Consider the following 26,829-nt stretch of genomic DNA (forward strand, 5'->3'; position numbering starts at 1 on the left):
ATAATAGACATTATAGTTTGCAATCTGTTTTTTTACAATAGGTATTTTATTAATTTTCCTCTAGAAAACGCTTTACTAATCAAGGAATAATAAAGTAAAAAAAACAATCAGCAATTATACTGATTGTTTTGAAAGTTATTTTTTTTTAAAAAAATTTATTTCTTCAACCATTTCAGCTTTGGAATTTTATATTTTCTAGTCGGTGCTTCGACAACATCGAAAAAGCTGCTGAGAAATTGTTCATATTCTCCCGAGTACCTTAATAATTGTTCTATTTTTTCTTCATGCAGCTTTTTTTGCTGTTCAGATACAGTTATATAATAATGTTCGATACACTCAAAATAATGAAGCGGAAACAGTAATCTTGAGTAAAGTAATCTCCATGAAAAAGAAGATAATGGCGATATTGTTTGATAATCGGCATAAAATAGATTTAAATCTGGTTGATATATTTGTTTATTTTGAAAATAATGTTCCCTTGTCCATTCCGCTAAATCTCGACTGCTATGATCAAATACCCAATCAAATGGATTTTTAACTGTATATATATCCCCCCACGTTTGTTTAGAAAAACGTTCGTGACATACTGTACCGTTATCATTTATATTTGGATTATCATCTAATTCTGTATCAACTAAATATTGAATCGCATTTTCAGTCAACCCCATAAAATATGGGAATGATTCTAAAAACATTCTTTCAAAATCATTTTCTGGAGATTGGAATATACGTTCATTCCAAACATTTTCAATTTGTTCTAACCGCTGTTCCCATAGTTGCTTCCATTGACCAACTCGGCTATTATTTCTTATTTGCGATGAAATAGATCGTCCTCGATAATGAAATTTGGCCAGTTTCCTTCCCATTTTTTTTTGCACTGGCCGCTCAAGAACTCGATTTACAAGCACACAAAGTTTCTCATTTTCCCACTCACTTAACAATCTCCCTTCTTTTGAAGGAACAAACATAGATACAAACCGATCACCTTGAAAATGTAGATGCTCCGCCATTAAATGTAGTTCTCCAATCACCTCTTCAGTTAAATTTCCTCCTTTAACGACTATATACAAGCCTTTACTCGACTTAAATGCATCATATCTTGATAATTTAATCGGTTCAGACACTTTAACTCCATAATGCTGCTTTAATATTTGAGTAAGCATTGATCTTCCTCCCTCAGCAACTTCCTTTTTCTATATATATGTTTCATATAAATAATATTTGTTTTTTAAAGACAAAAAGCCGAAATAGGCGAGAATGAATAAATAAATTTCCGTCATTTTCAAGCTTTAACCATTCAAGTGCATATAATATCAATTAAGGATTAACATAGTAAGAACAAATAGAAAAGGTGAAAGAAATGAGTAATGAGGGACAAACAGCGAAAATTTCAAAGCAATTAGCGTTAAAATGGCTTAATAAAAGAGGAGTTCAAATTCAAGATATTGCTGATTTAGTATTTTATTTACAAAAAACATACCATCCTAATTTACAGATTGAAGAATGTATTCATAATGTAGAACGTGTTCTTGCAAAGCGAGAAGTACAAAATGCCATTTTAACTGGTATTCAGCTAGACGTTTTAGCAGAAAAGAACATGTTAGAGGAACCGTTACAATCAATCATAAAAGCTGATGAAGGACTATATGGCATTGACGAAGTTTTATCATTTTCGATTGTAAATATTTATGGTTCAATTGGATTTACAAATTATGGATTTATTGATAAACAAAAGCCATTGATATTAAAGAGGTTAAACGATAAATCCTCTGGTGAATGCCATACATTTTTAGATGATATCGTTGGGGCAATTGCAGCCGCTGCCTCAAGCCGATTGGCACACCGTGCGGCACATACAGAATAAAATGGTTCACCTTGCCAATCAACTGGCAAGGTGAACACATTTAAATATTCCATTGATCTAACGAATCTAACACATATGTTGGCTGTCTTTTATATTTTTTCAATAATTCCTTTGTCGTAACACCTGTGTGTACAAGCAACGTATCTAATCCACTATTGATTCCTGCCAATATATCCGTATCATAATTGTCACCGACCATTAATGTTTCATCTTTTTCCGTTCCGAGGACTTTAAGCGCTTGTTCCATGATGATCGGCTCTGGTTTTCCGATAAAAATGGGCTCGACTTGAGTAGAAACTGTCACGACTGTAGTAAATGATCCGTTGCCAGGAAGAAGACCTCTCTCGGTAGGGATAGCAATATCACCGTTTGTCGAAATAAATGTTGCCCCATTTCGAACGGCTAGACAAGCAACCGCAAGCTTTTCATATGTAATTGATCGATCTATGCCAATGACGACATATTCAGCGTCTTCTTTTGCAAACTGAAATCCTTTTTCCACTAATGCCAAATGCAACCCTTCCTCTCCTATTGCATAAACAGACGCATCTTCTTTTTCATCATAAATATAGTTAGCAGTTGCCTGACTTGTTGTAAAAACAAGCTTTTCATTTGCATAAATACCAAAGCTATTAAGCTTTGCAGCAACTTGAGCAGGAGTCCGGGAAGAGTTATTAGTAACAAATAAATAAGGAATCTTTTTTTCACGAAGCTGACGAATAAAATGAACAGCTGCTTCAATTCTTTCCGTTCCTCGATACATCGTTCCATCTAAGTCAATTAAATACCCTTTATACTTTTCCATATTAACTCACTCCAACATGTATGTGAAAAAAAAAAAGAAAAGGAGATCATGAAATCTGATCCCTTTTTCAGACTGTTGACTAACGCTCGCATTCTTCGTTACTTGCACTGCGTTGTAAGCTCATGAACAACTTTTCCATTCGCTTCCGCCTTGCGCTGCGTGCCTCGACTGACAAACTTTGTTAAGCAGTCTTTCGAGCATCTGCCTCTAATATTTGCCTTGGCTACAAGCGTTGCAAAACAATATTGTTTTACGTCCCCTAGTTTTTAAATGCAGAAACGGGTCCTAATTCATTTAGCAAATAAGCCTTTACCTTTGGACTAAATTCCTTAAGGGCAGTTAAATTTTTCAAAAAATCATGATGAACAAGCTCATGATTAATGTCAGTATACTGTTGAACAAGTAACTTTCGGTGAGAAATGATCGCTTTTAAGCTATCGCTCATATATTCTGTAATCACTTTTTCATCAGTTAAAATATCGATAATATCTTCATAACTTCCTGGATCGCGCATAATAAACCCGTCAATCATTGCGTTACCGACGTCTAAAATCGCTTCAATCATTGTGTGTGCTAAACGTTCAAGGGATGCTTTCTCAAGCGGGGTATTCCAATCACTTTTTCCCTCAAATAATGAAATTTGTTTATTTAAAAACTGTAAAGTTTCTTCTATTTTTTCTCTATCAACAAAATACATTGACTTCACCCTTTCAAGTAAAATAAAACGGAAAAAGCTGTATAGAAATAGAATAAGTATCATAATTATTGTACCATATTTAAATGTGTTAAGGGCTCAATCGAAATAGTGTCAATGTAACAATATAAAAGTAAAAGTTTAAGGCAATTATTTTCAGTATTCTCATTTATTTTGTTAAGATAAAGAAGGCATAGAATGAGGCCAAATCCTTGAATATTCCATTTTCAGATGGAGATGCACGATAAAACTATGTTTTCACTGATAAACAATATTTATAACTGGAGGATATATAATGGAAAATCGTTTTTTTTTATATGATGATACTGAGAATACAAAAACAAGATTTGTAAGTTTTGTAGGGGACAATCAACGATTCGATTTAGCTATTGTTCAATCTAATCGTTACTATGGGAAAAGTTTAGTATTAGATATTCAAGGCAATCGTTTTGCCATAATTGGTCAAGATGATCTAGCGGAAGAAGGTTATTTAGAGTATGCTTTTCAATTGTCAGAAGCTGACGCTTCCGAGCTAAAGGATTTCTTGACGGAAGTCATTTAATATTATGATCAATCCTCAAATTGATGAAATCAGACTGTTATCAAAACGAATTCATGATCGCTTTCCGCCTCAAGCATTTTTAAACAGTCTAGAGTATGTGCTTTCAAATTTTGGCTTTGTCATCTACAAACTCAACAAAATAATTTCTTATGATCAAAGGAATAATATGATTTGAAACAAAAATTATTGCTTGAGGTGATGAAAAAGTGGAAGATAAAGAGAAAGAAACATATACTGATTTTTCTAATGTAGAAACACAAAGGAATTTCCTCATACCCGAACAAATGCCAGAAGGTCCTTATGGTGCACCTAGAGGAAAGGATGAACCCGTCCAAAATAAAAGTACCCCTTGGAGAGAGGGGCAAAGATATTATAGCGCATTTAATTATGAATTTAAGTCTTTCCATCAAAACTTGCCACGACAAATGGAAGGTTCTCATCCTCCTCATGACGATCCAGATAAAAATGAGGAACAACCCTATACAAATAGTGATTGAACTTCTTCCAACTACAGTCTGAGTTCAGCATTTTTATAAGCTGATCTCAGATTGTTGACAAACGCTCGCATTCTTCGTTGCTTGCACTTCGTTGTAAGCTCATGAACAACTGTTCTATTCGCTTCCGCCTTGTGCTACACGCCTTGACTGACAAGCGTTTTCAACTAATCTGAGGGGATGCGCTTTAATTATTGCTTTATTTTCACTCTGAGGGCAGGATCTTTTTTGATCATCAGATTGTTGACAAACGCTCGCATTCTTCGTTGCTTGCACTTCGTTGTAAGCTCATGAACAACTGTTCTATTCGTTTCCGCCTTGTGCTACACGCCTTGACTGACAAGCGTTTTTAACTAATCTGAGGGGATGCGCTTTAATTATTGCTTTATTTTCACTCTGAGGGCAGGATTTTTTTTGATCATCAGATTGTTGACAAACGCTCGCATTCTTCGTTGCTTGCATTTTGGAAAACATCTTACGCTGTCACTTTTTTCAAGACAAAATATGCACAGCCAAAATTACAATACTCATATAAATATTCACTTAATGTACTAATTTTCGTATCGAAGGTCGCTTTTTGATTATGATCGTCAAAAAAGCCTCTTAACCGAAGCTGTCCATACCCCCAGTCTCCAACAATATAATCATATCTGACTAAAATGTCAGTGAACCTAGTTTGAAAAGCCTCCTCATTAAAGCCGTCTCTATGTTCTTCAATAAGTTCATAACATACATTATTTATGCAGATCATCATATCACCTCTTCATAAATTATAACTGATCACTTTTTCAATTAGTCTAAAAATGAATCAATTTGAAAAGTTCAGCAAGGAAGCTGAACTTTTCTACTGTTAACAACGCTCGTATTCTTCGTTAAGCTTATTGCAAAACGCCTTTTACCTTTAGAGGTGATTTCACTTCATTTTTACAAGCTAAATTCTCTTTAAAAGAAGCTGACCTTTCATTCATTTATGCCTCTTTTGCTTCCGTTTCTCCAAGAATCTGCTTTTGTTTTGCAGCCGAATTCACTTGCTCATCAGCATGATAAGATGACCGAACAAGCGGACCAGATTCACAATGAGTAAATCCTTTACTTAAAGCAATTTCTTTAAGCTCTTTGAATTCATCTGGATGATAATATTTTTCTACTTTTAAATGACTTCTTGTTGGCTGTAAATACTGACCAATTGTTATAATATCTACATGATTTGTCCTAAGATCATCCATAGCCTCAATAATTTCGTCCTTTGTTTCACCGAGTCCAATCATAATACTTGATTTTGTTGGAATATCTTGCTGCAGTTCTTTTGAGCGCCGTAATAACTCAAGGGAACGTTCGTAAGTAGCCCGCGCTCTCACCCTTGGCGATAGCCTTTTTACAGTTTCAATATTATGATTTAAAATATCTGGTTTCGCATCCATTAGTGTTTTAATGTTTTCATAAACTCCTCCCATATCGGATGGAAGAACCTCAATTGTAGTAAATGGATTTTTACGACGAATAGCTCGAATCGTTTCCGCAAAAATCTTAGCACCGCCATCTTTTAAATCGTCCCTAGCTACAGCCGTAACAACAACATGCTTTAAATTCATTAAACTAACTGAACTTGCAACCCGTTCAGGCTCTTGAAGATCAAGCTCATTTGGCAATCCAGTTTTTACAGCACAGAACCGACATGCTCTCGTACAAACATCGCCAAGAATCATAAACGTTGCCGTTCTTCTTACAGCCCAGCATTCGTGAATATTTGGACACTTTGCTTCCTCACATACTGTATGTAAATTATTTTCCCGCATCATCTTTTTTAAACCGATATAGTTTTCATTTGTGTTTAATTATATTTTTAACCATTCAGGCTTTCTCAATAAATCATTATGCTTACTCATCTGATCAACCCCATTCATTTGAATAGATTATATATCTGTTTAATGTATCTGTTGTCACTTTAACATAGACGATTCGCCACTACAAGCACGATCAATAGTGATTACCATTTATTGATTCTTATTAAATTTATACGAACCCATAAACTATATATATGATTTTTAAAGAGAAAGGAAGGTGCATATGCGTTTTCTTTTACCCGTAATATTATTCTTCTCTTTTATATTTCAAAGTCTTTTAGTACACGCGGAAGAAACCGCTGACATTTACTCAGAAAGAATGAACCTTTACAAAAAAGTCGAGACGGTTACAAACATACCTTGGTATTATTTAGCAGCAATTGATCAATATGAACGAAATATTCGCGAAGTAAGAAAAGATTTGCCGAAAGCTGAAGGCTTAATTGGAATTTTTATTTTAGGGAAGAGGAATGGGCTGGAATTTTAAATCCAAATCCACATGATGATAACCCTGTTTCAATCCAATTTTTTAACGGAATTGGCTTTGATGGGAATGGCGATGGAAAAGCAAAACTAACGGACGATGAAGATGTATTGCATGCATTTGCAAACTACATTCTTCAATACGGAGTTGACCATGATAATATTAAAATTGCCCTTTGGAATTATTACCGCCGTGATAATACAGTTGGTATTATTATCGGTAAAGCGATGATCTATAAAAAGTTTGGAAGAATAGACCTTGATGAATACGTATTTCCTTTACCGCTACATAGCAACTATAGTTATAAAAATACTTGGGGACATGCACGTGGGTGGGGAGGTAGACGTATTCACGAAGGAACAGATATATTTGCCAGTTACGGCGTACCCGTTCGTTCCACTTGCTATGGAATTATTGAAATGAAAGGCTGGAATAAATATGGGGGCTGGCGAATTGGAATCCGTGATATTAACAATACTTACCACTATTTTGCTCATTTAAGCGGCTTCGCCAAAGATTTAAAGGTAGGTCAAATTGTCGAACCTGGTACATTAATCGGTGGAGTGGGCAGTTCTGGTTATGGTCCTCCTGGAACTTCAGGAAAGTTCCCACCGCATTTACATTATGGAATGTATAAAGATAACGGATATACAGAATGGTCCTATGATCCGTATGCTCGCTTAAAGCTTTGGGAGCGCCAAGAACGACTTAAAAAGAAATAAAGAGCTATCCTAAAAATTGAAAATCAAGATCGTTGATATCTTCGTATTCTTGAGCATAAAAAAGGGGCGTCTAATAGCCGGAGCGACTTAGACACCCCATAATAATTATGAGCAACAATTCTACTCCCGGTTAATGCCAAGCTGAGGGCTCTCATACCGATAGCCCTCGCTTTACATTATTTTGCTTGTCGAGATTTACTAACAGCATTAGCTACACTAGCAAGAAATCCACCCCATAGAATAATCATTCCACTGACCATCATTGTTATCGCACTAGCAGACATCTTATATTACCTCCTTCTTTTTAGAAAGAGGAAGCACACTTTGCTTCCATTTAAAGCTTGAAAAAATAATTCCAATAATAATTGCAAAGACAGCTACTCCCCAGCCTGAATAAAGAAGGAAGCTTGTTGAATAACCTTCATATTTTTCTTTAATATTCGTAATAATATTTTGCACCATCATATATCCTAGAACGATAGGTGTAATAATAGTTAATGAAAATCTCCACCATGCTCCAAGCATAATATCTGACATGCCGTTTGCATGACTTTGCAAGTTCTTTAGCTCTCTTAACACCCAAGCAACAATAACAACTTCAACTAAACCTGCTAATGCAACACCAAAGTTATTAATAAAATAATCTGCTGCATCTAGGAAATATAAACCGCTTTTAGTCGCATAAATGACGGAAACGAGTGCTGCTAACCCACCGCCAAATAATACCGACTTTGTACGAGAAATATTAAATTTATCTTGCACGCCAGCGATAAATGTTTCAACAATCGAAATAAGCGATGATAAGCCGGCTAAGACTAAACAGACGAAGAATAGTAAGCCAAATAATTCATTAAAAGCAGGAAACGTATTAATAATCTGCGGGAAAATAACGAACGCTAACCCTACTCCCCCATCAACAACTTCATCGACGGAAACACCTTGTTGTACAGCCATAAAACCGAGAGCCGCAAATACACCAATACCGGCTAATAGTTCAAAACCTGAATTTGCAAAACCTGTAATAAACGCATTGTTTGTAATATCTGTCTTCTTTGGCAAATAACTTGAATAAGTAATCATTATTGCAAAAGCTACTGATAAACTAAAGAAGATTTGTCCGTAAGCTGCCACCCAAACTTCTGGATTAGTTATTTGGTCCCAGTTGGGTTTGAAAAACGCCTCTAGTCCTTGAGTTGCCCCCTCAAGTGTTATTGCGCGAATAACAATAATTAAAAATAAAATAACAAGTGCAGGAATAAAAATTTTATTCGCAACTTCAATTCCTTTTTTAACACCTTTAATTAAAACTCCTAAAACAATAACCCATACAATTACTAACGGGATAAATACTTCCGGTACAAGCCCTCCGATATTTCCCGGATTATCCGAAATTTTCAAATAATTATTAAATAAAAACCCTTCTGTATCTTTCCCCCATGACAGATTGATAGAGAAACGAGCATATGAAATAGCCCAGGCAATTATAACTGCATAATACGTAGCAATGACAAAGGAAATAGCCACTTGCCACCAACCGAGCCACTCAACCTTTTTATTCATGCGAGCCATCGTTAACGGTGCCGAACCTCGATACTTATGACCTAATGTGAACTCCATAACCAACAACGGAATACCTGCAGTTAATAATGCAAATAAGTATGGGAAAAAGAATGCTCCTCCCCCATTTTCATAAGCTACTGCTGGGAAACGCCAAATATTTCCCAAGCCGACGGCTGATCCAATTGCCGCTAAAATAAAACCGGCTCGCGTCCCCCATTGTGGACGATTTTCCATAAAACCTTCTACCCCCTGTATTTCCACTAATTTTGGAAATGTTTATATTTTCTGATAATTTAATTTTAATCTAGAAATAGTATAGCTATTTTTAGGACATGTGTCAAAATATTATTTATGGATAATTTTCATATTTTTCTTAATTTAAATTTCACCTCCTTTTATCATTCATTATTATTCACTGGCAGTATTAATTATCATAAAAATTTGATAATTCTGAATATTATGATGTCAAAATTGTTCGATTAAAAAAAGTTCATCTTATTACTCATTTATAATAAGCGAAAGTTGAATTTTAATCAACGAAAACTTTCTTGCTTTTTATAAGTTAACATAAAAAAAAACACCTAAACTAACAGCCCCCTGTACAATTAGAGGGCTGCTTTTCTATCTAAAATTTAAGGGAAAAATTACTGCCCCTTAATGTGGGGCAAATTATCCTCTACTACTTCTTGAGTAGATCGGCCGAATATTAAAGCAAATAAAAATAAAGCTAGTAAGATGAAGATAGAAATAATTCCGAATAACGTGCTTCCAGTGAAGCCTAAAATAATATAACCGACAGCAGCAATTCCAGCGGCTGTTAATGCATATGGAAGCTGAGTTAACACATGATCAATATGATTACAACCAGCACCTGTTGAAGAAAGAATAGTTGTATCGGAAATTGGCGAACAGTGGTCTCCAAATACTGAACCCGCAAGTACTGCCCCCATCGCTGGAAGCAATAAGCTTATATCTGTTGCCACGGCAATTTCTCCAGCAATCGGAAGTAATATTCCAAATGATCCCCATGAAGTTCCCGTTGAAAATCCCATAATTCCAGCAATAATGAATAAAAGTAAGGGAAGGAATGAAATATCCATACTTGAATTTTCTACAATTCCTGCTAAATATTTCCCTGTTTCAAGTCTGCCAATTAAATCAACAATTGCCCAGGCAAAGATTAATATATAAACTGCTGGAAGCATTGATTGTATACCTGCTTTGATGCCTTGAAAAAACACATTCCTTGGAACAGCTTTTAATACGTTTGTTTGCCGATAAAATAAAAGTAAGGCAATGAAAAGTCCGAATAATCCACCATAAAATAACGATCTTGATACATCAGTATTTTCAAAAATAGTAAAAATGGTAACTTTCCCTTCAGTTGCTTTAAAGCCAGTCCAAAGCATTGCACTAACTGTTCCAACAACTAATGCAACAATAGGCCAAACTAAATCTCCGACTGATCCTTTTTCACTTACCGGTAAATCTTCTTTTAATTCGCCTGGAATCTCTTTGTTAGGATCATAGACAATTCCACTCTGAATTGCTCGCTCTTCATGCTCTTTCATTGCACCAAGATTCACATTTCTAATAGCAGCAATGATGAGAATCCCTAAAGTCGCCCATACGTAAAAATTAAGCGGGGCAATTTGAATAAAAGCGGAAAAAGCTGTATATTCAGTAATTCCATGTGTTGCAAATATCGTTCCAATTAATGTAATAATATAGGCGCCCCAACTTGAAATTGGAGAGACAACGCAAATTGGTGCTGAAGTAGAATCAATTGTATACGCTAATTTCGCACGCGAAACTCGTTTTATATCTGTAATTGGCCGAGAAATTTGCCCTACTGCTAATGCATTAAAATAATCATCAATAAAAATAATAATTCCTAATAATGCAGCGACAATTTGAGCTCCGATACGAGATTTTACTCGTTTCATCGCCCATTCTCCAAAAGCTCGGCTTCCACCAGAAATCGAAATAAATGCAGTTAAAATGCCCAAAATAAGTAAAAATAAAATAATGAAAACATTCCAACTATTAAGCTCTCCACCATCTACGAATATGCCTTTAAATGCATCTAGCAAAATCGCAAAAGTTTCACCAATATTAAAGCTGGACAGTAGTAATGCAGCGACAATAATTCCGAATCCAAGAGAAATAAGGACTCGTCTTGTCAAAATAACCATTAAGATCGCCACTATAGGCGGCAGCAATGAATATACCGTATTCTCCATCCTTAATTGTCCTCCTCCTAATTTTTGATAGGGGGGAACATTGACAATGATAGAAGAAGAAAAAAAAAAAAAAAAAAAGTAATGATAGAGAAGTATCATTACTTTTTGTAAGACATTTGTTCTCCATCACGATCTGTAGCTCCCCATTATGAGGTTTGTAAGATTATATTCTGACAAATTCCCCATAATGACAGTGCCACCCTTTTTTAGAGTGACCCCAACAAGATAAATATTGACTTCTTTACCTTGCTTCGGCAAAATTTCCTTTCAACCGTGATCTTCGTTGTCATCCTCACACGGCCTACTCATAAAGATTGCGCCTCTACCCCACCGGATTGATAAGGTTTGATTATTTAGTTATTATGTTAAGAATAGCAGGACAATGAATGATTGACAAGTACTATTCATCCCTCATAGCTGGAAAATAATACGTATTACTATTAAATGGAGAGATATATAAAACTTCAAGCCGCCACTTCTCGATTATTGCCCTGGGAAGAGGATGGATGGAGAAGTTTTATCCCCGCCATTATAAAATTGTGGTACTTCACCTTGAATTAACCCCATCGCAACTGGGATATCTTGCTGTACGGTCGTCACTTTAGTTGCAAACGGAACAATAATTTGTACATTCACTTCAATATGAATTAAAACTTCAACCCACGTATTATTAATCCCTTTCTCTTCAACTTTCGTCTTTACATCAGAACGAACATCACCAATTGCGTTAAATTTCACTTGTATATTCGGACCTAGATTCCCGAGCAATGCGTTTTTTGTTGCCTGTCCAAGGGGAACCATAAATATGATTCCATTTGAACTACTAGACTCCTCAACATCAATTTCAACATCGGTTAAAAACTCCAATGAAGATAAATCTCCACGTTCCGCTTCCTTTAAATTTGTTTGCGCCAAATTTGTTATCTCCGCCATAACACGGTTAATAATTTCTGTATTAAATTTTATTGTAGAAGTCGAAACGTGTTCGTTTTCATTTGGTGCAACTTCAATAATATCGTTAATATCTATTACATTAGCAATTTTTTTATTAATTGCCTTACTGATGAGAAGGGTTGCAATATTTCTTGTTTGTGCCTCAGCATAGCTGATTAATGTGGGCTTAATGCTTTTATTCACAATCCATAAACCAAATGCAGTAGAAAATGTAAAAAAAACAAATGTCAATAAAAAAACATAGCGAAAAGGTAGCGGGCCTCGCCGTCGGATCTTTCTGTTGCGAAGTTTTACCAAAACAAATATCCCTCCTTTACAAGCTATATGTATGCTATAAAGGAGGGAAGTAACGCAAAAAAGAAAAATTAATTGTTTCCATTTGTTAAACCATTTTTAACAATGCTTCCTTTCCTACCGTTCCTTTTCTAATTCCAAGCTGTTCTGCCTCTTTTGTTACTGATTCAAGAGGCGCTTCTAAAAGCGCTTCAATTGTCTTTACACCAACAGCTCTTCCAGCAATTATTTTTCGATCGATTAACTTTTCATTTAATAAACGAACATCCAGCGCTCCGCACATAATATAACCTTTATTACTCGTCACGACGAGTAAATTTGTTTTTGGCAATTTAACTGAAATAGCGATAAAAGTATACCCTTCTATTTCTATTGGAGATAAATCAACCATTTTTCTACGCTCCTTCCCTTTCTAATACACTTTATGATTTAGAGGAAGAAACGTGATATATTAAAATGGTTATATACTTGCTAAATTTTTTAGTTTCCATTCAAGAAGATCCCGAATAAATTCTGGAAGAAAGTATTTTTTACTTTTAGTCGTAAAAACATCCTCGAAAAAATTTCCAAATGTAAACATATCAGGAATTGCTAAGCGATACATCTCGTTCGGCTGTAGTAGAACATCTTGAAGATAAATGTCTTCATTTGAAAATAAAATTTGATTATGGACAAATTGTCCAATTAATTTGCCTCTAAAACCAAAACCCATCATTTGGAAGTTAATCCACTTTTCATCTAATGACTGCAAAATAACTTTTTGTAATTGTGATCCTGTAAGCGTTACTATGCATGGATTGATCGGATGTGGGCAAATCTTCAGTAATTCATATTTTGTTACTTTCCCCTGGTAAAGTTTATCTAGGATAAGTCCTTCATTTAAAATAGCACAATCAGCTTCACACCATTCACGCAAAGCGTCACATAGAACATTCGCAATCTTAGTTTTTGTCCAGTCGCTCTGTAATTCGATAATTTCATTTGATAAATGACTTTTTCCTCTGTCAACTAGCTGTTGAATTAACTCATTTTCTCCTTCAATTGGGGGTAATTTATTCGTGTCATAAAGCTGTGCTTTTTTTTCGGTCACTTTTTTAAATTGATCATCAATTGTTAACGTCATATGTCCGATGTAGTGACCAAATTTCCCAGCGGCACCAAGCAATGTTTGATGAACCATTTTCCCTTTATGAAAAATATGATGAGTATGAGCTCCTAATATTACATCAATTTCAGGAAACATTTCGCTTATTTTTTCATCATGATCGATTCCTAAATGAGAAAGTAAAATAATCACATCTACACGATCATTTAAATACTTAATTTGTCTGTTTAATTCTTCAAGTGGATCAGTTAATTTCCAGTGGAGAAGCTCATAAAAAAGCGAAAAAAAAGCGGTCAAACCAACGACAGCAATCTGTGTACCTTTTTTTGTTGTGTAAATATGATAAGGCTTTGCCCAGTAAGGTCTACTCCCATCTTCATGGTAAAGATTTGCAACGATAACAGGGAAGGAAGCTGCTTTATACATCTCGTTAAGATCATCATGTGACAGCGTAATCCCTTCATTATTTCCTATTGTTGCTCCATCATAATTTGCTCGATTAAGCAGTTCAACATTCCCTTTTCCCTTTGTACCATCTGAATAGGGGTGCCATCTATCCATATGGTCGCCGATATCAAAAACAAAAACTTCATCTCCAGCTTCCTAATGCCACTTTCGACGCTCTAACAAAAGGGCTTCAATTTTTTTCCAATCCTCGAAGTGGCTATGTAAATCATTTGTATGATATATATGAACGACTTCCATCTTATCAGTCCTTTTATCGTACAATTTCGATTTTATAATATTCTAAAATAACTTATATCCATTAAATATAAAAATGTGTGATGACATTTCTTTTAGCTTTATAAATGAATGACAAGCAAGTTGCATCCACCTCCATGTTATCATCATAGCACAACCAACGGAGGCTATGTGAGGGGGAGAGAGTAAACAAATGTTGACAAAATACGACGGATGATGCTTGCAATCAAAATCCCGTCTCTCTTCATTTTAGAATGTAAAATACAAGCTGTAAAACATTCTACGGCGTTAAAAAGATATGCTGTCCAGCGGTATATAAATTCCGCCATATTCGATTTAATGGAGCAGACTCCTTCACAGCTTCCATCCCAAAATAACGAATTAAAGCATTTACACTGTCAATGATATTACTTACACTATTTTTACATACTGCAGTAAATTGTTGGAGATTTCGTTCGCTCAAAACTTCACCTTGCTGATGTTTCCCCCAAGTCTTGCTTACCATGGAATAAAATTGTTTTTCCGCTTGCTTGAATGCAGTAAACTTTTCTTCAATTATATTTACCATCAGTTCATAGCGATCGGAATCATTTTTTAACGACTCAACTTTTTTACGTTCGATAACTTCTCTAGCCTCTCGATAAAAATCTTCCCCAATTCCGAGACAAATAGCTGTAAATGAGGCTTCAGAAAATGAGAGGAACGGAAACGAATTAACGATTCCAGCATAGTCACTTTTTTGTTCAAATAAGCTAAAGGTGAAATTCTTAGAAATCGACACATTATTAACTTTGATCGTATGACTTCCAGTTGCCTTTAAACCATAAGCATCCCAATCCTGTACAACTTGAACATGCTCAGGCATTAAAATACAACTAATTATTTTATCCGTTAAAACACCATCCACTTCGACAAAACAATTCGCTGTAAATACAGTAGCATAATTTGCCCCACTGCAATATTTCCACTGACCTGAGACGTTATATCCATTATCCGTCTTTATTGCTCTCCCTGTTGGATATCCACTTCCGGCAATAACTGCCGTTTTTGGACGAAACAATATTTCGCAAACATTTTCCTCTATATATGGACTAAATATATTCCCACCCGAACCTATCGTCACCAACCATCCAAAGTTCCCATCAATAGCAGCAGATTTTTGGAATACTTTCAGTGCCTCTAACAATTCAAGCTGTTTTCCCCCGAGTTCAGCTGGTAAAAATAATTTAAATAATTTTTTCTCATAAATGAGCTGTAAAATATCTGCTGGCAATGTACCTGCTTTCTCAATTTGATGTGCCTTATTCTTTATTGTCGCAATTTCTAATTGTGTAAACATATGTAACTCCTTTTTATTGCAATATTAAACTACAGTTTAAATCATAATAGAACTGCTAGTAATAATATAAGTATAAAATAAAATTGGGTTTTTATAATATTTTTTTAGTTTGTTTAAGGAATATTTGTATAGTGGTAATAAATACAAAAGGACTTTGCTGGATGTAATCAATACTTGATAAAAAAAGAAGACAATCAAGCAATTTTCATTGAAATATCAGAAGAGTATTTAATTTATTACAATGACCTATTGATTATTTATATCTGTTATTAATATTAAAAATATAGTATTGAAAGATTTATCATCAATTTATTTAGCAGTTAAGATGGATTGAAAATAAATTGTTAATTGTATAAGTTGGCAATAAAAAACATAGTCAATAGTGACATAAAGTCGCTATTGACCTATTTTATAGTGTTATTATTAGATTATACTTTCCCATCATAATATGTATTTTTCAGAAATTCTATATAATTTTAAGGCCCATTTTTTAAAGAACTTTAAACATTTGCAATAAAACTAGTGTCATAAAAAATAAAGTTCCTAATAATATAAACCACTTGATTAAACTCTTTTTTCCTTTTAATAAACGATATGAAAATATTAACAATAATACTAATAAGGAAACTAAGCCAATTGCTAAAAATACTATACCAAGTACATACATTATTTCGCCATAATTCTCATAAATCACGTAATATACCATATATTCTTCTAACTCTTTATCTAAAATTTGAAGCATACCCTCACCTATTTTTTAAAAAAATGACGTACATTGAATCATCGATGCAAACGTCTCTCCAATCCCTACTTATTGGATTCACCGAAAATTCCGTCAATTTTACGACTGTTTTTCTTCTTCTCGGTAAATGTATAGAAAAAGAGCCAAATCCCCTTGATTTATTCTATAAAAGTTTAAAATATACTCTTAACCACCAGCATTAAATAAATTTAAAAAGTTTTAAAAAACCTAATCGTTATTAAAAAATAAAATTCATATGAGTATAAACAGAGATCAGTCCCTCTATTCACTTTGTGACGTTTTTATTCTTAATATTACTGGTGAGGAGCATGACATCGGAACTGAAAAAAATACATTTGCGGGGGAGCCATTTTCACAAATTATGCATTGGACTTACTTATTCAGATCCATTACTTAACTACAGCAGAAAAAAGATGAAGAATTTGTTTTAGCAAAGGGTGGAACTGTCAACTGAAAATATCACCATAAAGGTGATCGCTTTATGATTTTTGTTGTAGCATATCTATTTATTCCAAGGATAAAACTATCAATTAATAAATGGAGGCTATGATTTAAGTCTAGCGCTAACTTAAATCCTCCTTTTTGTTCAAGTGATGAAAATCCATGTAAAATACTACGTAATCCTCGAACAGCATGAAGAGCTGTTTCTTTTTCTAAATGATATCCATTTAATACTTTTAAAATTAAATCGATTATCTTATTGCCTGCTAATATATGTTCTTCATTTTCCAAATTAGCACTCAAGGTTAATTCATATAATCCAGGATGTGAACGAGAAAAAGATAAATAAGCATTTGCAAAGGCATAAATTGCTTCATCTTTTGCTTTTCCAATGGTAGCCACTGCAAGTTTATCGTAAAGTTTTTTTAATCCATAAACCGCTAATTTTTCCCGGAGTTCCGTTATGCCATCAATATGATTGTATAGGGATGGAGGGCGAATCGCTAACCGTTTTGCTAGATAAGCCATTGTTACAGCTTCTATTCCTTCTTTGTCAGCTATTTCAGCAGCTGTTTGAATAATATTTTGTAAATGAAGTCGGGGTTTTTTTTGAGACATTTAATAAACATCCTTTATTAACATATTTTTTCTGCTTGGGCAATAGCTTTTTGCATCGTATTTTTAGGATTTTTGATCATCATGCCATGCCCTACAGCTAATAATTTTGGCGATAATTGTGAAATTTTCTTTGCGCTATGAATCGCAAGTTGTTTATTCCAAGTGGCAAATGCCGGAAATGGGAAAAAGGGCTTTATTTGTCCGCTTACCGCAATTCCGCCACGAGTTTGAAGGGCATCACCAACAATAATACTATGAGTTCGTGTCTCTAGAAGTGAGATGGAACCTGGTGTATGTCCCGGTGTATTGATTACTTCTAAGGAACCAATTGAATCTCCTTCTGTTAGTAAATGGGTCGGCTTTGTTTGAATATTTTTCGGTATCCCTCCCTTTATCGGAGTTTGTGGTTCATTTTGATCTAAACTAATATCCCCCATTAATAAACGGCTATCCCGGATAGATATCAAAATAGAGACATGGGGGAATTTTTTTTTGAGTACATCTAAAGAACCGACGTGATCAGCATGTGCATGGGTAAGTATAATATTTGTAAGTGGTTTTTTGATCATCTTGATGGCTTGGATAATTCCTTTATAACTATTAGGCAAACCAGTATCAATTAATGTTAATTCTTTATCTTCTTCAATTAAATAACAATTTACAGGAAAAAAATGCGGAAGAAAAACGAGCTGATAAACAACACCCTCTTTTATGATCTTCATAATAACCTCCAGTTCATTTTTATATTAGGCTAATCAAATTAACCTTTTAACTAATCTGATTAGTTAAATTGTAACGAATGCTACTACTTTATGCAAGAGATATTTTAATTGTCTGTATGATTGAGGCAGGTGTTGATATTGGGTGAAATGATGGATTTGCTCATTAAAAAGGTTCGATTTCGTACAAAAGCGAGTGAAGAAAAAAAACCTTTTTTCACTCGCTTTATTTTAAGGACTTATTGGGCAACCCTATCCCTAACCAAACTGCTTAGTAAAGTAAACTTATCTATTTTTTGGAAGTAGAGCGTTTATTTATGTTACTTCCTCAATAACCACTCTTAGCTAAAATATTAATTCAATAGTGATTATTTTGCTTGAAAACCAATTACTTAATTGTACTGATAAAAAGTAAATCTACTTAACTGTATCTGATGTGGAAGCGATCCAAAAGGAAAACCTCCGTTTAAAGCAGGTGATTGAAATATTAAAAAAGGCACCAAATTCGCGAGAAAATAGATGAGCAAGAATGAATCGACCTTTTTTATTGATAGTGAAAGCGAACACTCCCTGGTTAAAGAGAGCAAATTGGAAACTCTGTTTGGACACGAAAGTTTGATGGTCGCTCTAGTCCGTAAAAGAATCTTGTTGTTCTCACCTCGGGATAATTATCATCAAATAGACAGTGCCACCTTGATTTAGGTCTTGTCTTTATGGTTCAAACTGAAGAAATATATTGACATAAAATCCTAACTATATTTATGCAATGCTAGTGGGTACATTTTTATTAACATTTACTATTTTAAGGTAAATCCTCATTTTCACTCATGAATTTCTTCTTTTTCCTTTAGTGTCTTTATCGATAGAGACAACTGAAATAATCTTACTATGGGAATGAGTCCGACACCCCCAAATAAAATTGATAGAATAAGATCATTTGGGAAATGACTATTTCGATTGCTCAAGTAAGAAATATCAATCAGTGAATCACCGACAAAATTAATGTACAATTCCATAAATAGGATAAAAATTAACAAATAATAATGAGGTTTCTTCCTTTCTTTTAATGATGCAATTTTATCTTTCACATTGGTGAAGATTGTAAAAGGCTTTCCACTATTTTCTCTTTCTAAAATTAAAAGTTCTCTATCAATCATTCTTCCAGAGGTAGCTAACTTACCCCCTCGATTTGCATATGGGCGATACTTCACTCGACCTAAAGAAAATTGTCCAAGATTCAATGGTTTTTCATAGTAACAAATCCTCATTTCATCAAGGAACCTTTCATAGTCTTTTCTCTGTTTATTTGAAAAGTTTCCAATATAATCGACAGCATATTGGTATTGTCCAGGCTTACATTTTTTAAACTCATAAAAAAATCTGCCAACTTTGAAGAGCTTTAAGCCTTCTGCCGCTCTATCATTTAACCATTTTTCTTGTCCTTCAATAGGACTCATAAAAATTCTAAACTTTTTGGTCATTGTCCATTCCTCCTATGCTTGTTATGTCTAATCCTATCTTGTAAACTTCTTTCATTCTTTCCAGCTCTAGTTGAACTTGTACCTTTCCTAAATCAGTGATAACATACACCTTTTTTCGTTCCCCTTCCGCGCCAGCACATTGAGTAATCCACTTTTTCTTTGCAAGATTATTAATCGCTCCATATAATGTTCCAGGACCAAAAATAACTCTGCCATTTGTCTTCTTCTCTATAAATTGCATGACACCGTAACCGTGATTTGGTTTGTACATAGCTAACAAAATAAGTAAGGCTGTTTCTGTTAATGGAGAATCTTGTATACCATTCTTCAATTTTTAACACCTCCTAAAGTAGCTGACCAAAATGGGATTAAATATAACCTGTTTATTACGCACCACATAGTATAATGTTACTATATCGCTATACGTAATATGTATCAAGTAGTAAAATTATTAAGGAATAGTTTTCCTTCTATCTATTGTGCCAGATATGTGCTAGCTTCCATGATGTAGCCTTTAAATAACCCCCATTGTAAAAAGTGAATGCTTATTCCTTATAAAGCTCTATTTTCAGATACAGAAATATGTATACTAGAAATAACTTATGGTTACTCCATGGTGGTTAAGCTATGACAACATCTTTGAAAAGAGGTAGAGAAGCATTTATTGAATCTACAATTGGAAGGTTTAAAACAGAGACTTAATAAAATTCAAGCTTAATCATTCAAAGAAATGAAGGATATATATCAACCGTTAAATGTACTTTTAATGAACCAGCCTCTCAAGAACAAATTTTAAGTTTTGAACAGGAAACAAACTTAAAAATACCGATAGACCTTTAAAAATTTTTATTGATTCATAATGGACGGAAAATGTTTGAAGGAGAATATGGTGGGGGAATGCATTTGTATAGTCTGGATAAAATGAAACCAAGTCAATTGCTTGATATGCCAGATAATTATTATCCAATAGGATATGATGAAACTGAGTAGTTAATCGTTGATTCCAGCAAATGCCGAAATTAAAAAATAGACTATCTTATATGGGCTGATCCGATTATTCCTTGAGAAGTGGCTGAGATTGAACTTTGGCTGGATCGATTTATTATTTCTCAAGGTTCATATTTTTGATATGGAAAAATAATAATTCTGATAAGCATCATAGGTAATATTAACTATCTTGAGTATAAGATTATTTTTTATTTAAATCTTTTAGAGGAATTGAACAACTTAGCATCTTCAGGACTTAAGTAAATTTAACCATTCATTAAAGTTATATTTCGAAAAAAATATCACCTTTTTTTGCTTATATCTTAGGATCATGATCCTCATTAACGTAAATCCCCATTGAAGTTAAAATGCCGATTCCAAAAAAATAAGGATTTTTTTGTTCAACAATCACGCCCGATTGCAGAAGATGCTTTTCCAACATTAGCGTTCTTGATAATCTTGTTTTAGCATTGAATACATATATAAATCATCGAATTTACCGCAAGTATACTCATAGCTCCTCAAGAGCCCTTCTCTTATAAATCCCTGTCGTTCAACTACTTTTTGTGATGGTAAATTAGGAGGCTCTATTAACGCTTCTATCCGTTGTAAATTCATCTGTTCAAATCCATAACAAATAACATTCTTAATAGCCTCACTTGCTATTCCTTTCCCCCAGTGTTCCTTACTTAACTCAAACCCGAGTTCAGCACGATAATGTTCTGCAACCCTATTAAGAAAACCGCAACTACCGATTATCTCATCTTGCTCCTTTAATGAAATTCCCCACCTAATCCCTGTTCCCTTTTCAAAAATTGACTTATACCACGAAATCTCATCCAATGCGTCATCAATGGACTTAAATGGTTCTAATCCAATGTATTTCATTACATCAATATCAGACAAATACTTTAGTAGGCTGTTCGCATCATCGCTGGTTACTTGTCTTAAAATCAATCTATCAGTTTCAAGCACGGGAAATGCATCTGCCTCTTTCATATTAAATCCCTCCTAAATGTTATTTATTCAGTAAATATTGTTCAAAGTTCCTTTCTTCATCATTGGTCATGAAATTATGGGGGGCAGACATTCTTCGTTGTAAGCTCATGAACACCTGTTCTATTCGCTTTCGCCTCCGTGCTATATGCTAATTAGCACGCGATTTTTTTGCCAGTTTGAATACTATTAGTCAGTGATTTTGTGTTTTGTACTTCCGAACCGAACCCTGTTGTTTAACTATATCGAGTTAGTATTATTTGAAGCTCATCTTGGAATTGAGGCATCCCATTATTCCTCATCTCTATAGACATTCATCACTCCACAACCTCTTTAGAAAAGTTATATTTTCCGCCAAAAAATAGCTTTGGATAGCAATATTTTTCCTCAAATAATTTTATTACTATTTATTTTGGATTTTTTTTAAAATTAAATGAACTTTTCACCTTATCTGTTTGTATAGTTAATGAAACGTCAAATCGGGAGGGGCTTATGATGACATTGCATTTGAATAATCTCGTAAAAAAATATGGCAAATTGACTGTACTAGATGGTATTTCTGCAACATTTGAGGAGGGTCAATGTTATTTGTTGTTAGGAGAGAATGGTGCTGGGAAATCAACGTTAGCAAAATGTATCGCAGGTGACGAAGAATATGATAATGGTTCAATCTATCTAGATCATTCATCATTAAATCTACATGAAATGGTGGCTTTACAGTATCAATCATTTGATAGTTTCCCACATTTAAAAGTACGAGAAGTTATTCAATTATTTCAGCGGTTAATAGTTAATCCATTTGATGTGGAGGAGCTTTATGAATTATTAGGCATTACATCATTTGAGAATATTTTGATGAAAAATACTTCAGGTGGACAACGTAAAGCCGTTTCCATCATTTTAGCATTTCTATTAAACAAACCAATTATATTATTAGATGAGCCTTTTGCTGATCTAGATTTAACGAAGAAAAAACAATTTCTTTATTTTTTAAAAATGCAACTGCAGCAAGAAAATAAATTATTTATTTTGATTAGTCATGAAGTGGCTGGCTTTGAAGAATTATTTGATTACATTTATATTTTGAAAAATGGACGAATAGTTGAACAGGGGAAGAGAGATGAACTAAAGATGAAATATCAAAATACTATATTCCCCGGAATTGAAGGAATTTATTTTGAAGTGACAGGGCAACTGTTAGGAGGGAAAGTAGGATGATTGGACAAATTGCACGCAGTTATATGTTAGAAAATAGCCGGAATTCAGGAATGCTGATAGGAAATTTATTATCAACTGTTATTTTTATTATTTGCTCTTGGGTATGTAAAATTTTCTTAGGAAATAGCCCAGAAACATTGGATTATATGATTAAGGGACAGTTTTTACCGATTTCGATTATGTTGTTACTTTTCTCCTTTTCATTTTCAAGTGCTACAATTTATCTAGCTGACTTAAAAGCGAACAGAACATTTAATTGGTTAAAGCGAACAGGCATTTCTTCATTTACTTACTATTTAGGTATGGGAGTTGGCGTTTTTTTATTGATGAATTTGTTACTTATTGTTCTTTTAACTGGCTATGCGATGTTAATACCGATTTCGTTGCAATCATTCATCGCTATCATACTGATTTGTAATTTTGTTTTACTAGCACTTTATCCATTAAGTTTTATATTAGCTGGGCTTTTTAAAAACGGAAAAGTTGCGCAAAGTATGTTAGTACCTATTTTAATCATATTTATGTTTTCGATTACAATGCCCTCTTTATTTTTAACTATAAGTAATAATAATCCACAAGATTATTATTTATTTCTAATCTGGAATCCAATGTTGTATTTAAATGATACTTTACATTTTCAATTGAATTTAACCGAAAGTACTTGGTTACCGTTTTATCAATATATTTTTATATTAATCTTACTTAGTATTGTACTTTTTATAGGTGCGAAAAAAATATATAACAAAAGGTGATTATGTATGGACATTGGCTGGACTATATCTTTGATTGTAACGGGATTATGGAGTGTCATTATATTAATGATTGTTATACCATTAGATCGCAAATATGTTATAAGGGAAAACCGGAAAATTAATTTTAAAAAGACAACTATCTTTTTACGTTGGAATGTTTTTGATACATTAACACTTGTTATAGCAATTTATACGATTATTTGTGTACAAGTATTAAATATGTTGCTGTCCTTTGGGAAAACGATTGAAAACCCGTTTGTTCAGTTTTTTACGAATCAATCGCAAGCATGGGTCATTGTCACAATTGTGTATCTCATTTCACGTGTTTCTTTGACGTTAAAGTCTATTAAGGTTCACTTAGAGGATACGAATGATGAAAACCAATGAGGAGTGGATGAAAGCCTATCAACTAGGCGATGCTGAGGGATTTGCGATACTATACGAGCGATTGCATGAGCCGCTCTATTGCTTTTTATATCGCTATACACAGGAAGAACAGCTAAGTATTGATACAGTCCATGATGCATTTGAAGTCCTTCAAAAAAAGAAAAACGATTTCGACAGTAACAAAGGAACAGTTAAAACATATATCTTTCAAATTGCTTACCGTTTACTTATCAACAAATTAAACCGCCGAAAAAGATGGCGTGCCATTTTACCATTTCTAGTACCTGTTTCGACACAAACGTTCTCTACAGATGAGAAAATGGCCGTACAACAAGCGATTGCCAATTTAAATGAAAAGCATCGTGCTGTCATTTTACTTGCTTATTATGAGGATTTACCACAAGAAGAAATTGCACAAATTTTATCAATTCCGCTCGGTACTGTAAAATCAAGGTTACATCATGCGATAAAATTATTAAAGGAAGCATTAAAGGAGGATTTTCATGCTGAAGGATGAATTCACAACTGAAGAGACGTTGAAGAAGAGATTAGATGAATACACCGTGGTCATACCTAAAGAAAAGCTTTCTATGAAACAAACGAGGTGGCAACGATTTATTCGTTATGTCGCATCACCAACAAAAGATCCATTAGAAACGATTCATACAACCTCAACGGGATTGAAATTATTTAGAACAATCCCACTGGCAAGTGCTGTCTTTATTACTGCCATTCAATTGTTATTGCAGTTTTAAAAGGGATTAATATTTGGGAGACTTATATTGCGGAAAATTTAGAGAGATGAATGAAGTGTTAGATGGAAGAAGAAATGGGGAGTATAAATTATTTTGTGTAATTGGAATTTTTTACAATAGCCATGGCGATACTTTTAACAGTGCTCTTGCTCATTAGGGGGATAGGGCAATGCTGGGGAGCAACCCGAGCACCTAATGGGATTCTGCCAAAAAGGGAGGGACAATCTGTTCCTCTTTTTTTGTTTCCTTTTTGGGAGAACCAAAAGCGAAAAACCCATTGGGCGGTAGCCCAATCCTTAAATGATCAGTTCATCTTTAATTCTGTCTTCGAAGATAATGGCTAATTGTGATATACATTCTTTCCATGCCCTTACCGGCATAGTCCACTTCTTTGAAATTTCCATTGTTGCCAAATAGATAATCTTCTTTAGGGACTCATCAGTTGGATAAGCTGTTTTCGTTTTTGTGACTTTTCTAAGCTGTCTGTGATAGCCTTCTATCGTATTGGTTGTATAAATGAGTCTTCTAATCTCTGCAGGGTAGCTAAAGTAAGCAGTAAGTTCCAACCAGTTGGCCTCCCAGGATTTAATAATGATCGGGTGTTTCTTACCCCATTTCTCATTGAAGTTGGAGAATTCAAGTTCTGCCTCTTCCAAAGTGAGCGCTTGATAGACTTTCTTTAAATCTGCCATGACAGCCTTTTGTTCTTTATACGATACATATTTCATGGAATTACGAATCTGATGGATGACACACAGCTGAATATCTGTTTGTGGAAAGACAGAATGAATCGCCTCAGAAAAGCCCGAAAGGTTATCCTTGCAGGCGATGAGGATGTCCTGCACCCCTCTATTTTTCAGGTCATTACAGACGCCTAGCCAAAAACTTGCACTTTCGTTCTCCCCAATCCCATATTCCAAGGATTTCTTTATGGCCCGACAGATTAATCCCCAAAACACTATAGGCAGCTTTATTTACTATTCGGTTCTCTTTCCTGACCTTGAAGTGAATGGCATCTAGGAATACGATAGGATAAACCCTATCCAATGGCCGGGATTGCCACTCAGCTATCAAAGGCATAATCTTATCGGTCACCTTGCTTACCATTGCGGGTGAGATGTCAATCCCATACAGGTCTTTCATCTGGTCTTCAATGTCCCTCGTTGACATTCCCTTGGAGTAAAGACCAATAATTTGATCTTCCAATCCGTTGGCGGTTGTTTCATATTTCTTGATAATCTGTGGTTCATATTCACCTTTTCGATCCCTTGGAATGCTTAATTCAGCATTGCCGAATTTAGTTTTAATTGTTTTTTTACTATAGCCATTACGACTGTTTCCAGAGTGGTCACCTGCATTATCATGCTTGGCATAGCCCAATTGATCATCGATTTCTGCTTCAAAGACATGTTGGATGGTTTCCTTAAAAAGTTCCTTTAATTTTCCTTGAATATCTTCAACTGTACGGCAGTCTTTGGCTAATTCCTTCGCTAATAAGTTTGTTTTGTTTTGCATAATTGATCATCTCCTTAGTTGGTAAGTTTAACCAATTACACAAAACTTTTTACATTCTCAAGAAATGTAATCAAAAATGATAGAAGCCAGAGATGACTTTTTATCACATGGTATACTTTTTGCAAGTCGATTACTTGAATAGGTTCAATCAAAACAAAAACAATTACGCGATCTGCGAATGCAACATCGTTTTGAAAGAAAGTGATCGAAATGGCGTTTTTCTTTATGACTAGTATTAAATTTTTATATCATCCTTTAAGTTGATACCATCTTGTTTCTTCATATCCATGCGACATCTCTACACTCTCCTATGTACCCTTCCGTTTCCAACGTATCTCTTCATAGGTAGTCATCTCTCTGGCAAATGCCATGATGATTTTCTGTGTTTAGGGGGGGTGATGTCTGCACCTCCTTGTTCTTCAAGATTTAAGATTGTTCAGCCCTTCATTTCCTTAGAAACTACTATGGCGTCTGCTGACTCCTCACAATTCATTGGATTATCACTAATACCATTGTTAATTCAATAACCCT

The 26,829-nt window shown here is 34.4% G+C and carries 25 protein-coding genes, 3 pseudogenes and 1 riboswitch; of the genes and pseudogenes, 9 read left to right on the forward strand and 19 right to left on the reverse strand.

Annotated elements, in window-relative coordinates:
• Window positions 1-155: 155 nt before the first annotated feature.
• Window positions 156-1,163 (reverse strand): spore coat putative kinase YutH, encoded by a 1,008-nt coding sequence (gene yutH / locus K6959_RS13900; protein WP_163239712.1) that lies wholly within the window; start codon window positions 1,161-1,163, stop codon window positions 156-158.
• A 197-nt stretch (window positions 1,164-1,360) separates the two neighbouring features.
• Between yutH and K6959_RS13905 the strand changes: the two genes are divergently transcribed.
• Complete coding sequence (locus K6959_RS13905) at window positions 1,361-1,864, forward strand: phosphatidylglycerophosphatase A family protein (RefSeq protein ID WP_163239710.1); 504 nt, start codon at window positions 1,361-1,363, stop codon at window positions 1,862-1,864.
• Between the two features lie 40 nt (window positions 1,865-1,904).
• On the opposite strand, the gene K6959_RS13910 is transcribed toward K6959_RS13905, so the two are convergent.
• Together K6959_RS13910 and K6959_RS13915 are read right to left on the reverse strand one after the other, a co-directional pair.
• Window positions 1,905-2,669, reverse strand: coding sequence for a TIGR01457 family HAD-type hydrolase (locus K6959_RS13910; RefSeq protein ID WP_163239708.1), 765 nt, complete (start codon window positions 2,667-2,669; stop codon window positions 1,905-1,907).
• Window positions 2,670-2,928: 259 nt separating this feature from the next.
• On the reverse strand, window positions 2,929-3,366 hold the full coding sequence (locus K6959_RS13915; protein WP_163239706.1) for a DUF86 domain-containing protein: 438 nt from the start codon (window positions 3,364-3,366) through the stop codon (window positions 2,929-2,931).
• A 292-nt stretch (window positions 3,367-3,658) separates the two neighbouring features.
• Between K6959_RS13915 and K6959_RS13920 the strand changes: the two genes are divergently transcribed.
• Together K6959_RS13920 and K6959_RS13925 are read left to right on the forward strand one after the other, a co-directional pair.
• The gene (locus K6959_RS13920; protein ID WP_163239704.1) at window positions 3,659-3,925 is read left to right on the forward strand and encodes a DUF3055 domain-containing protein; all 267 of its coding nucleotides are present in this window, start codon (window positions 3,659-3,661) and stop codon (window positions 3,923-3,925) included.
• A 206-nt stretch (window positions 3,926-4,131) separates the two neighbouring features.
• The gene (locus K6959_RS13925) at window positions 4,132-4,422 is read left to right on the forward strand and encodes a cytosolic protein (protein WP_163239702.1); all 291 of its coding nucleotides are present in this window, start codon (window positions 4,132-4,134) and stop codon (window positions 4,420-4,422) included.
• 472 nt (window positions 4,423-4,894) lie between these two features.
• Here K6959_RS13925 and K6959_RS13930 read toward each other — a convergent pair whose 3' ends face one another.
• Window positions 4,895-5,170, reverse strand: coding sequence for a YutD family protein (locus tag K6959_RS13930; RefSeq protein WP_163239700.1), 276 nt, complete (start codon window positions 5,168-5,170; stop codon window positions 4,895-4,897).
• Between the two features lie 217 nt (window positions 5,171-5,387).
• Window positions 5,388-6,305 (reverse strand): annotated as a pseudogene (gene lipA, locus K6959_RS13935) (lipoyl synthase).
• A 181-nt stretch (window positions 6,306-6,486) separates the two neighbouring features.
• On the opposite strand from lipA, the pseudogene K6959_RS13940 reads away from it, so the two are divergent.
• Window positions 6,487-7,469: pseudogene (locus K6959_RS13940) on the forward strand (M23 family metallopeptidase).
• A 176-nt stretch (window positions 7,470-7,645) separates the two neighbouring features.
• On the opposite strand, the gene K6959_RS13945 reads toward K6959_RS13940, so the two are convergent.
• The 13 genes from K6959_RS13945 to K6959_RS14005 form a co-directional block, all read right to left on the reverse strand.
• Complete coding sequence (locus tag K6959_RS13945) at window positions 7,646-7,753, reverse strand: MetS family NSS transporter small subunit (protein WP_163239694.1); 108 nt, start codon at window positions 7,751-7,753, stop codon at window positions 7,646-7,648.
• Between the two features lies 1 nt (window position 7,754).
• Complete coding sequence (locus K6959_RS13950) at window positions 7,755-9,263, reverse strand: sodium-dependent transporter (protein ID WP_223086795.1); 1,509 nt, start codon at window positions 9,261-9,263, stop codon at window positions 7,755-7,757.
• Window positions 9,264-9,673: 410 nt separating this feature from the next.
• A complete protein-coding gene (locus K6959_RS13955) occupies window positions 9,674-11,272 on the reverse strand; it encodes a Na+/H+ antiporter NhaC family protein (protein WP_223086797.1) in 1,599 nt (532 codons plus the stop codon).
• 128 nt (window positions 11,273-11,400) lie between these two features.
• Window positions 11,401-11,605, reverse strand: a riboswitch (Lysine riboswitch).
• Between the two features lie 150 nt (window positions 11,606-11,755).
• Complete coding sequence (yunB, locus tag K6959_RS13960; RefSeq protein WP_163239688.1) at window positions 11,756-12,523, reverse strand: sporulation protein YunB; 768 nt, start codon at window positions 12,521-12,523, stop codon at window positions 11,756-11,758.
• Window positions 12,524-12,608: 85 nt separating this feature from the next.
• Complete coding sequence (locus K6959_RS13965) at window positions 12,609-12,911, reverse strand: YunC family protein (protein WP_163239686.1); 303 nt, start codon at window positions 12,909-12,911, stop codon at window positions 12,609-12,611.
• Window positions 12,912-12,980: 69 nt separating this feature from the next.
• A complete protein-coding gene (locus K6959_RS13970; RefSeq protein ID WP_316252497.1) occupies window positions 12,981-14,186 on the reverse strand; it encodes a bifunctional metallophosphatase/5'-nucleotidase in 1,206 nt (401 codons plus the stop codon).
• 421 nt (window positions 14,187-14,607) lie between these two features.
• Complete coding sequence (locus K6959_RS13975; RefSeq protein WP_163239682.1) at window positions 14,608-15,666, reverse strand: acyl-CoA dehydrogenase family protein; 1,059 nt, start codon at window positions 15,664-15,666, stop codon at window positions 14,608-14,610.
• Between the two features lie 490 nt (window positions 15,667-16,156).
• Entirely contained in the window at window positions 16,157-16,408 is a 252-nt protein-coding gene (locus K6959_RS13980; protein ID WP_223086799.1) for a hypothetical protein, read from the reverse strand.
• A 480-nt stretch (window positions 16,409-16,888) separates the two neighbouring features.
• Window positions 16,889-17,488: a TetR/AcrR family transcriptional regulator gene (locus tag K6959_RS13985; RefSeq protein ID WP_163239680.1), complete on the reverse strand. Its 600-nt coding sequence runs from the start codon at window positions 17,486-17,488 to the stop codon at window positions 16,889-16,891.
• A gap of 17 nt (window positions 17,489-17,505) precedes the next feature.
• Window positions 17,506-18,210: an MBL fold metallo-hydrolase gene (locus K6959_RS13990; RefSeq protein WP_223086801.1), complete on the reverse strand. Its 705-nt coding sequence runs from the start codon at window positions 18,208-18,210 to the stop codon at window positions 17,506-17,508.
• Window positions 18,211-19,028: 818 nt separating this feature from the next.
• Window positions 19,029-19,688: a DUF2812 domain-containing protein gene (locus K6959_RS13995; RefSeq protein WP_163239677.1), complete on the reverse strand. Its 660-nt coding sequence runs from the start codon at window positions 19,686-19,688 to the stop codon at window positions 19,029-19,031.
• Complete coding sequence (locus K6959_RS14000) at window positions 19,672-20,019, reverse strand: PadR family transcriptional regulator (protein ID WP_246234486.1); 348 nt, start codon at window positions 20,017-20,019, stop codon at window positions 19,672-19,674. Before K6959_RS14000 ends, K6959_RS13995 begins: the two co-directional genes overlap by 17 nt.
• A gap of 1,097 nt (window positions 20,020-21,116) precedes the next feature.
• Window positions 21,117-21,674: a GNAT family N-acetyltransferase gene (locus K6959_RS14005; protein ID WP_163239675.1), complete on the reverse strand. Its 558-nt coding sequence runs from the start codon at window positions 21,672-21,674 to the stop codon at window positions 21,117-21,119.
• Between the two features lie 492 nt (window positions 21,675-22,166).
• Here K6959_RS14005 and K6959_RS14010 point away from each other — a divergent pair, with 492 nt between their 5' ends.
• The 5 genes from K6959_RS14010 to K6959_RS14030 are packed head-to-tail and all read left to right on the forward strand — an operon-like array spanning window position 22,167 to window position 24,783.
• Window positions 22,167-22,889, forward strand: coding sequence for an ATP-binding cassette domain-containing protein (locus tag K6959_RS14010; RefSeq protein ID WP_163239673.1), 723 nt, complete (start codon window positions 22,167-22,169; stop codon window positions 22,887-22,889).
• Window positions 22,886-23,641 carry an ABC transporter permease gene (locus K6959_RS14015; protein WP_163239671.1) on the forward strand — a complete coding sequence of 252 codons (756 nt, stop codon included), beginning with the start codon at window positions 22,886-22,888 and terminating at the stop codon, window positions 23,639-23,641. Before K6959_RS14010 ends, K6959_RS14015 begins: the two co-directional genes overlap by 4 nt.
• A gap of 6 nt (window positions 23,642-23,647) precedes the next feature.
• Window positions 23,648-24,028 (forward strand): group-specific protein, encoded by a 381-nt coding sequence (locus tag K6959_RS14020; protein WP_163239669.1) that lies wholly within the window; start codon window positions 23,648-23,650, stop codon window positions 24,026-24,028.
• The gene (locus tag K6959_RS14025) at window positions 24,006-24,545 is read left to right on the forward strand and encodes an RNA polymerase sigma factor (protein WP_374058339.1); all 540 of its coding nucleotides are present in this window, start codon (window positions 24,006-24,008) and stop codon (window positions 24,543-24,545) included. The genes K6959_RS14020 and K6959_RS14025 overlap by 23 nt, the downstream gene beginning before the upstream one ends.
• Window positions 24,532-24,783, forward strand: a complete 252-nt coding sequence (locus K6959_RS14030; RefSeq protein ID WP_163239667.1) for a hypothetical protein — start codon at window positions 24,532-24,534, stop codon at window positions 24,781-24,783. The genes K6959_RS14025 and K6959_RS14030 overlap by 14 nt, the downstream gene beginning before the upstream one ends.
• Window positions 24,784-25,079: 296 nt before the next feature.
• On the opposite strand, the pseudogene K6959_RS14035 reads toward K6959_RS14030, so the two are convergent.
• Window positions 25,080-26,298 (reverse strand): annotated as a pseudogene (locus tag K6959_RS14035) (IS256 family transposase).
• Window positions 26,299-26,829 lie beyond the last annotated feature (531 nt).

Origin of the sequence: Bacillus aquiflavi (assembly GCF_019915265.1) — a bacterium.
Lineage (GTDB): Bacteria > Bacillota > Bacilli > Bacillales > Cytobacillaceae > Bacillus_BT > Bacillus_BT aquiflavi.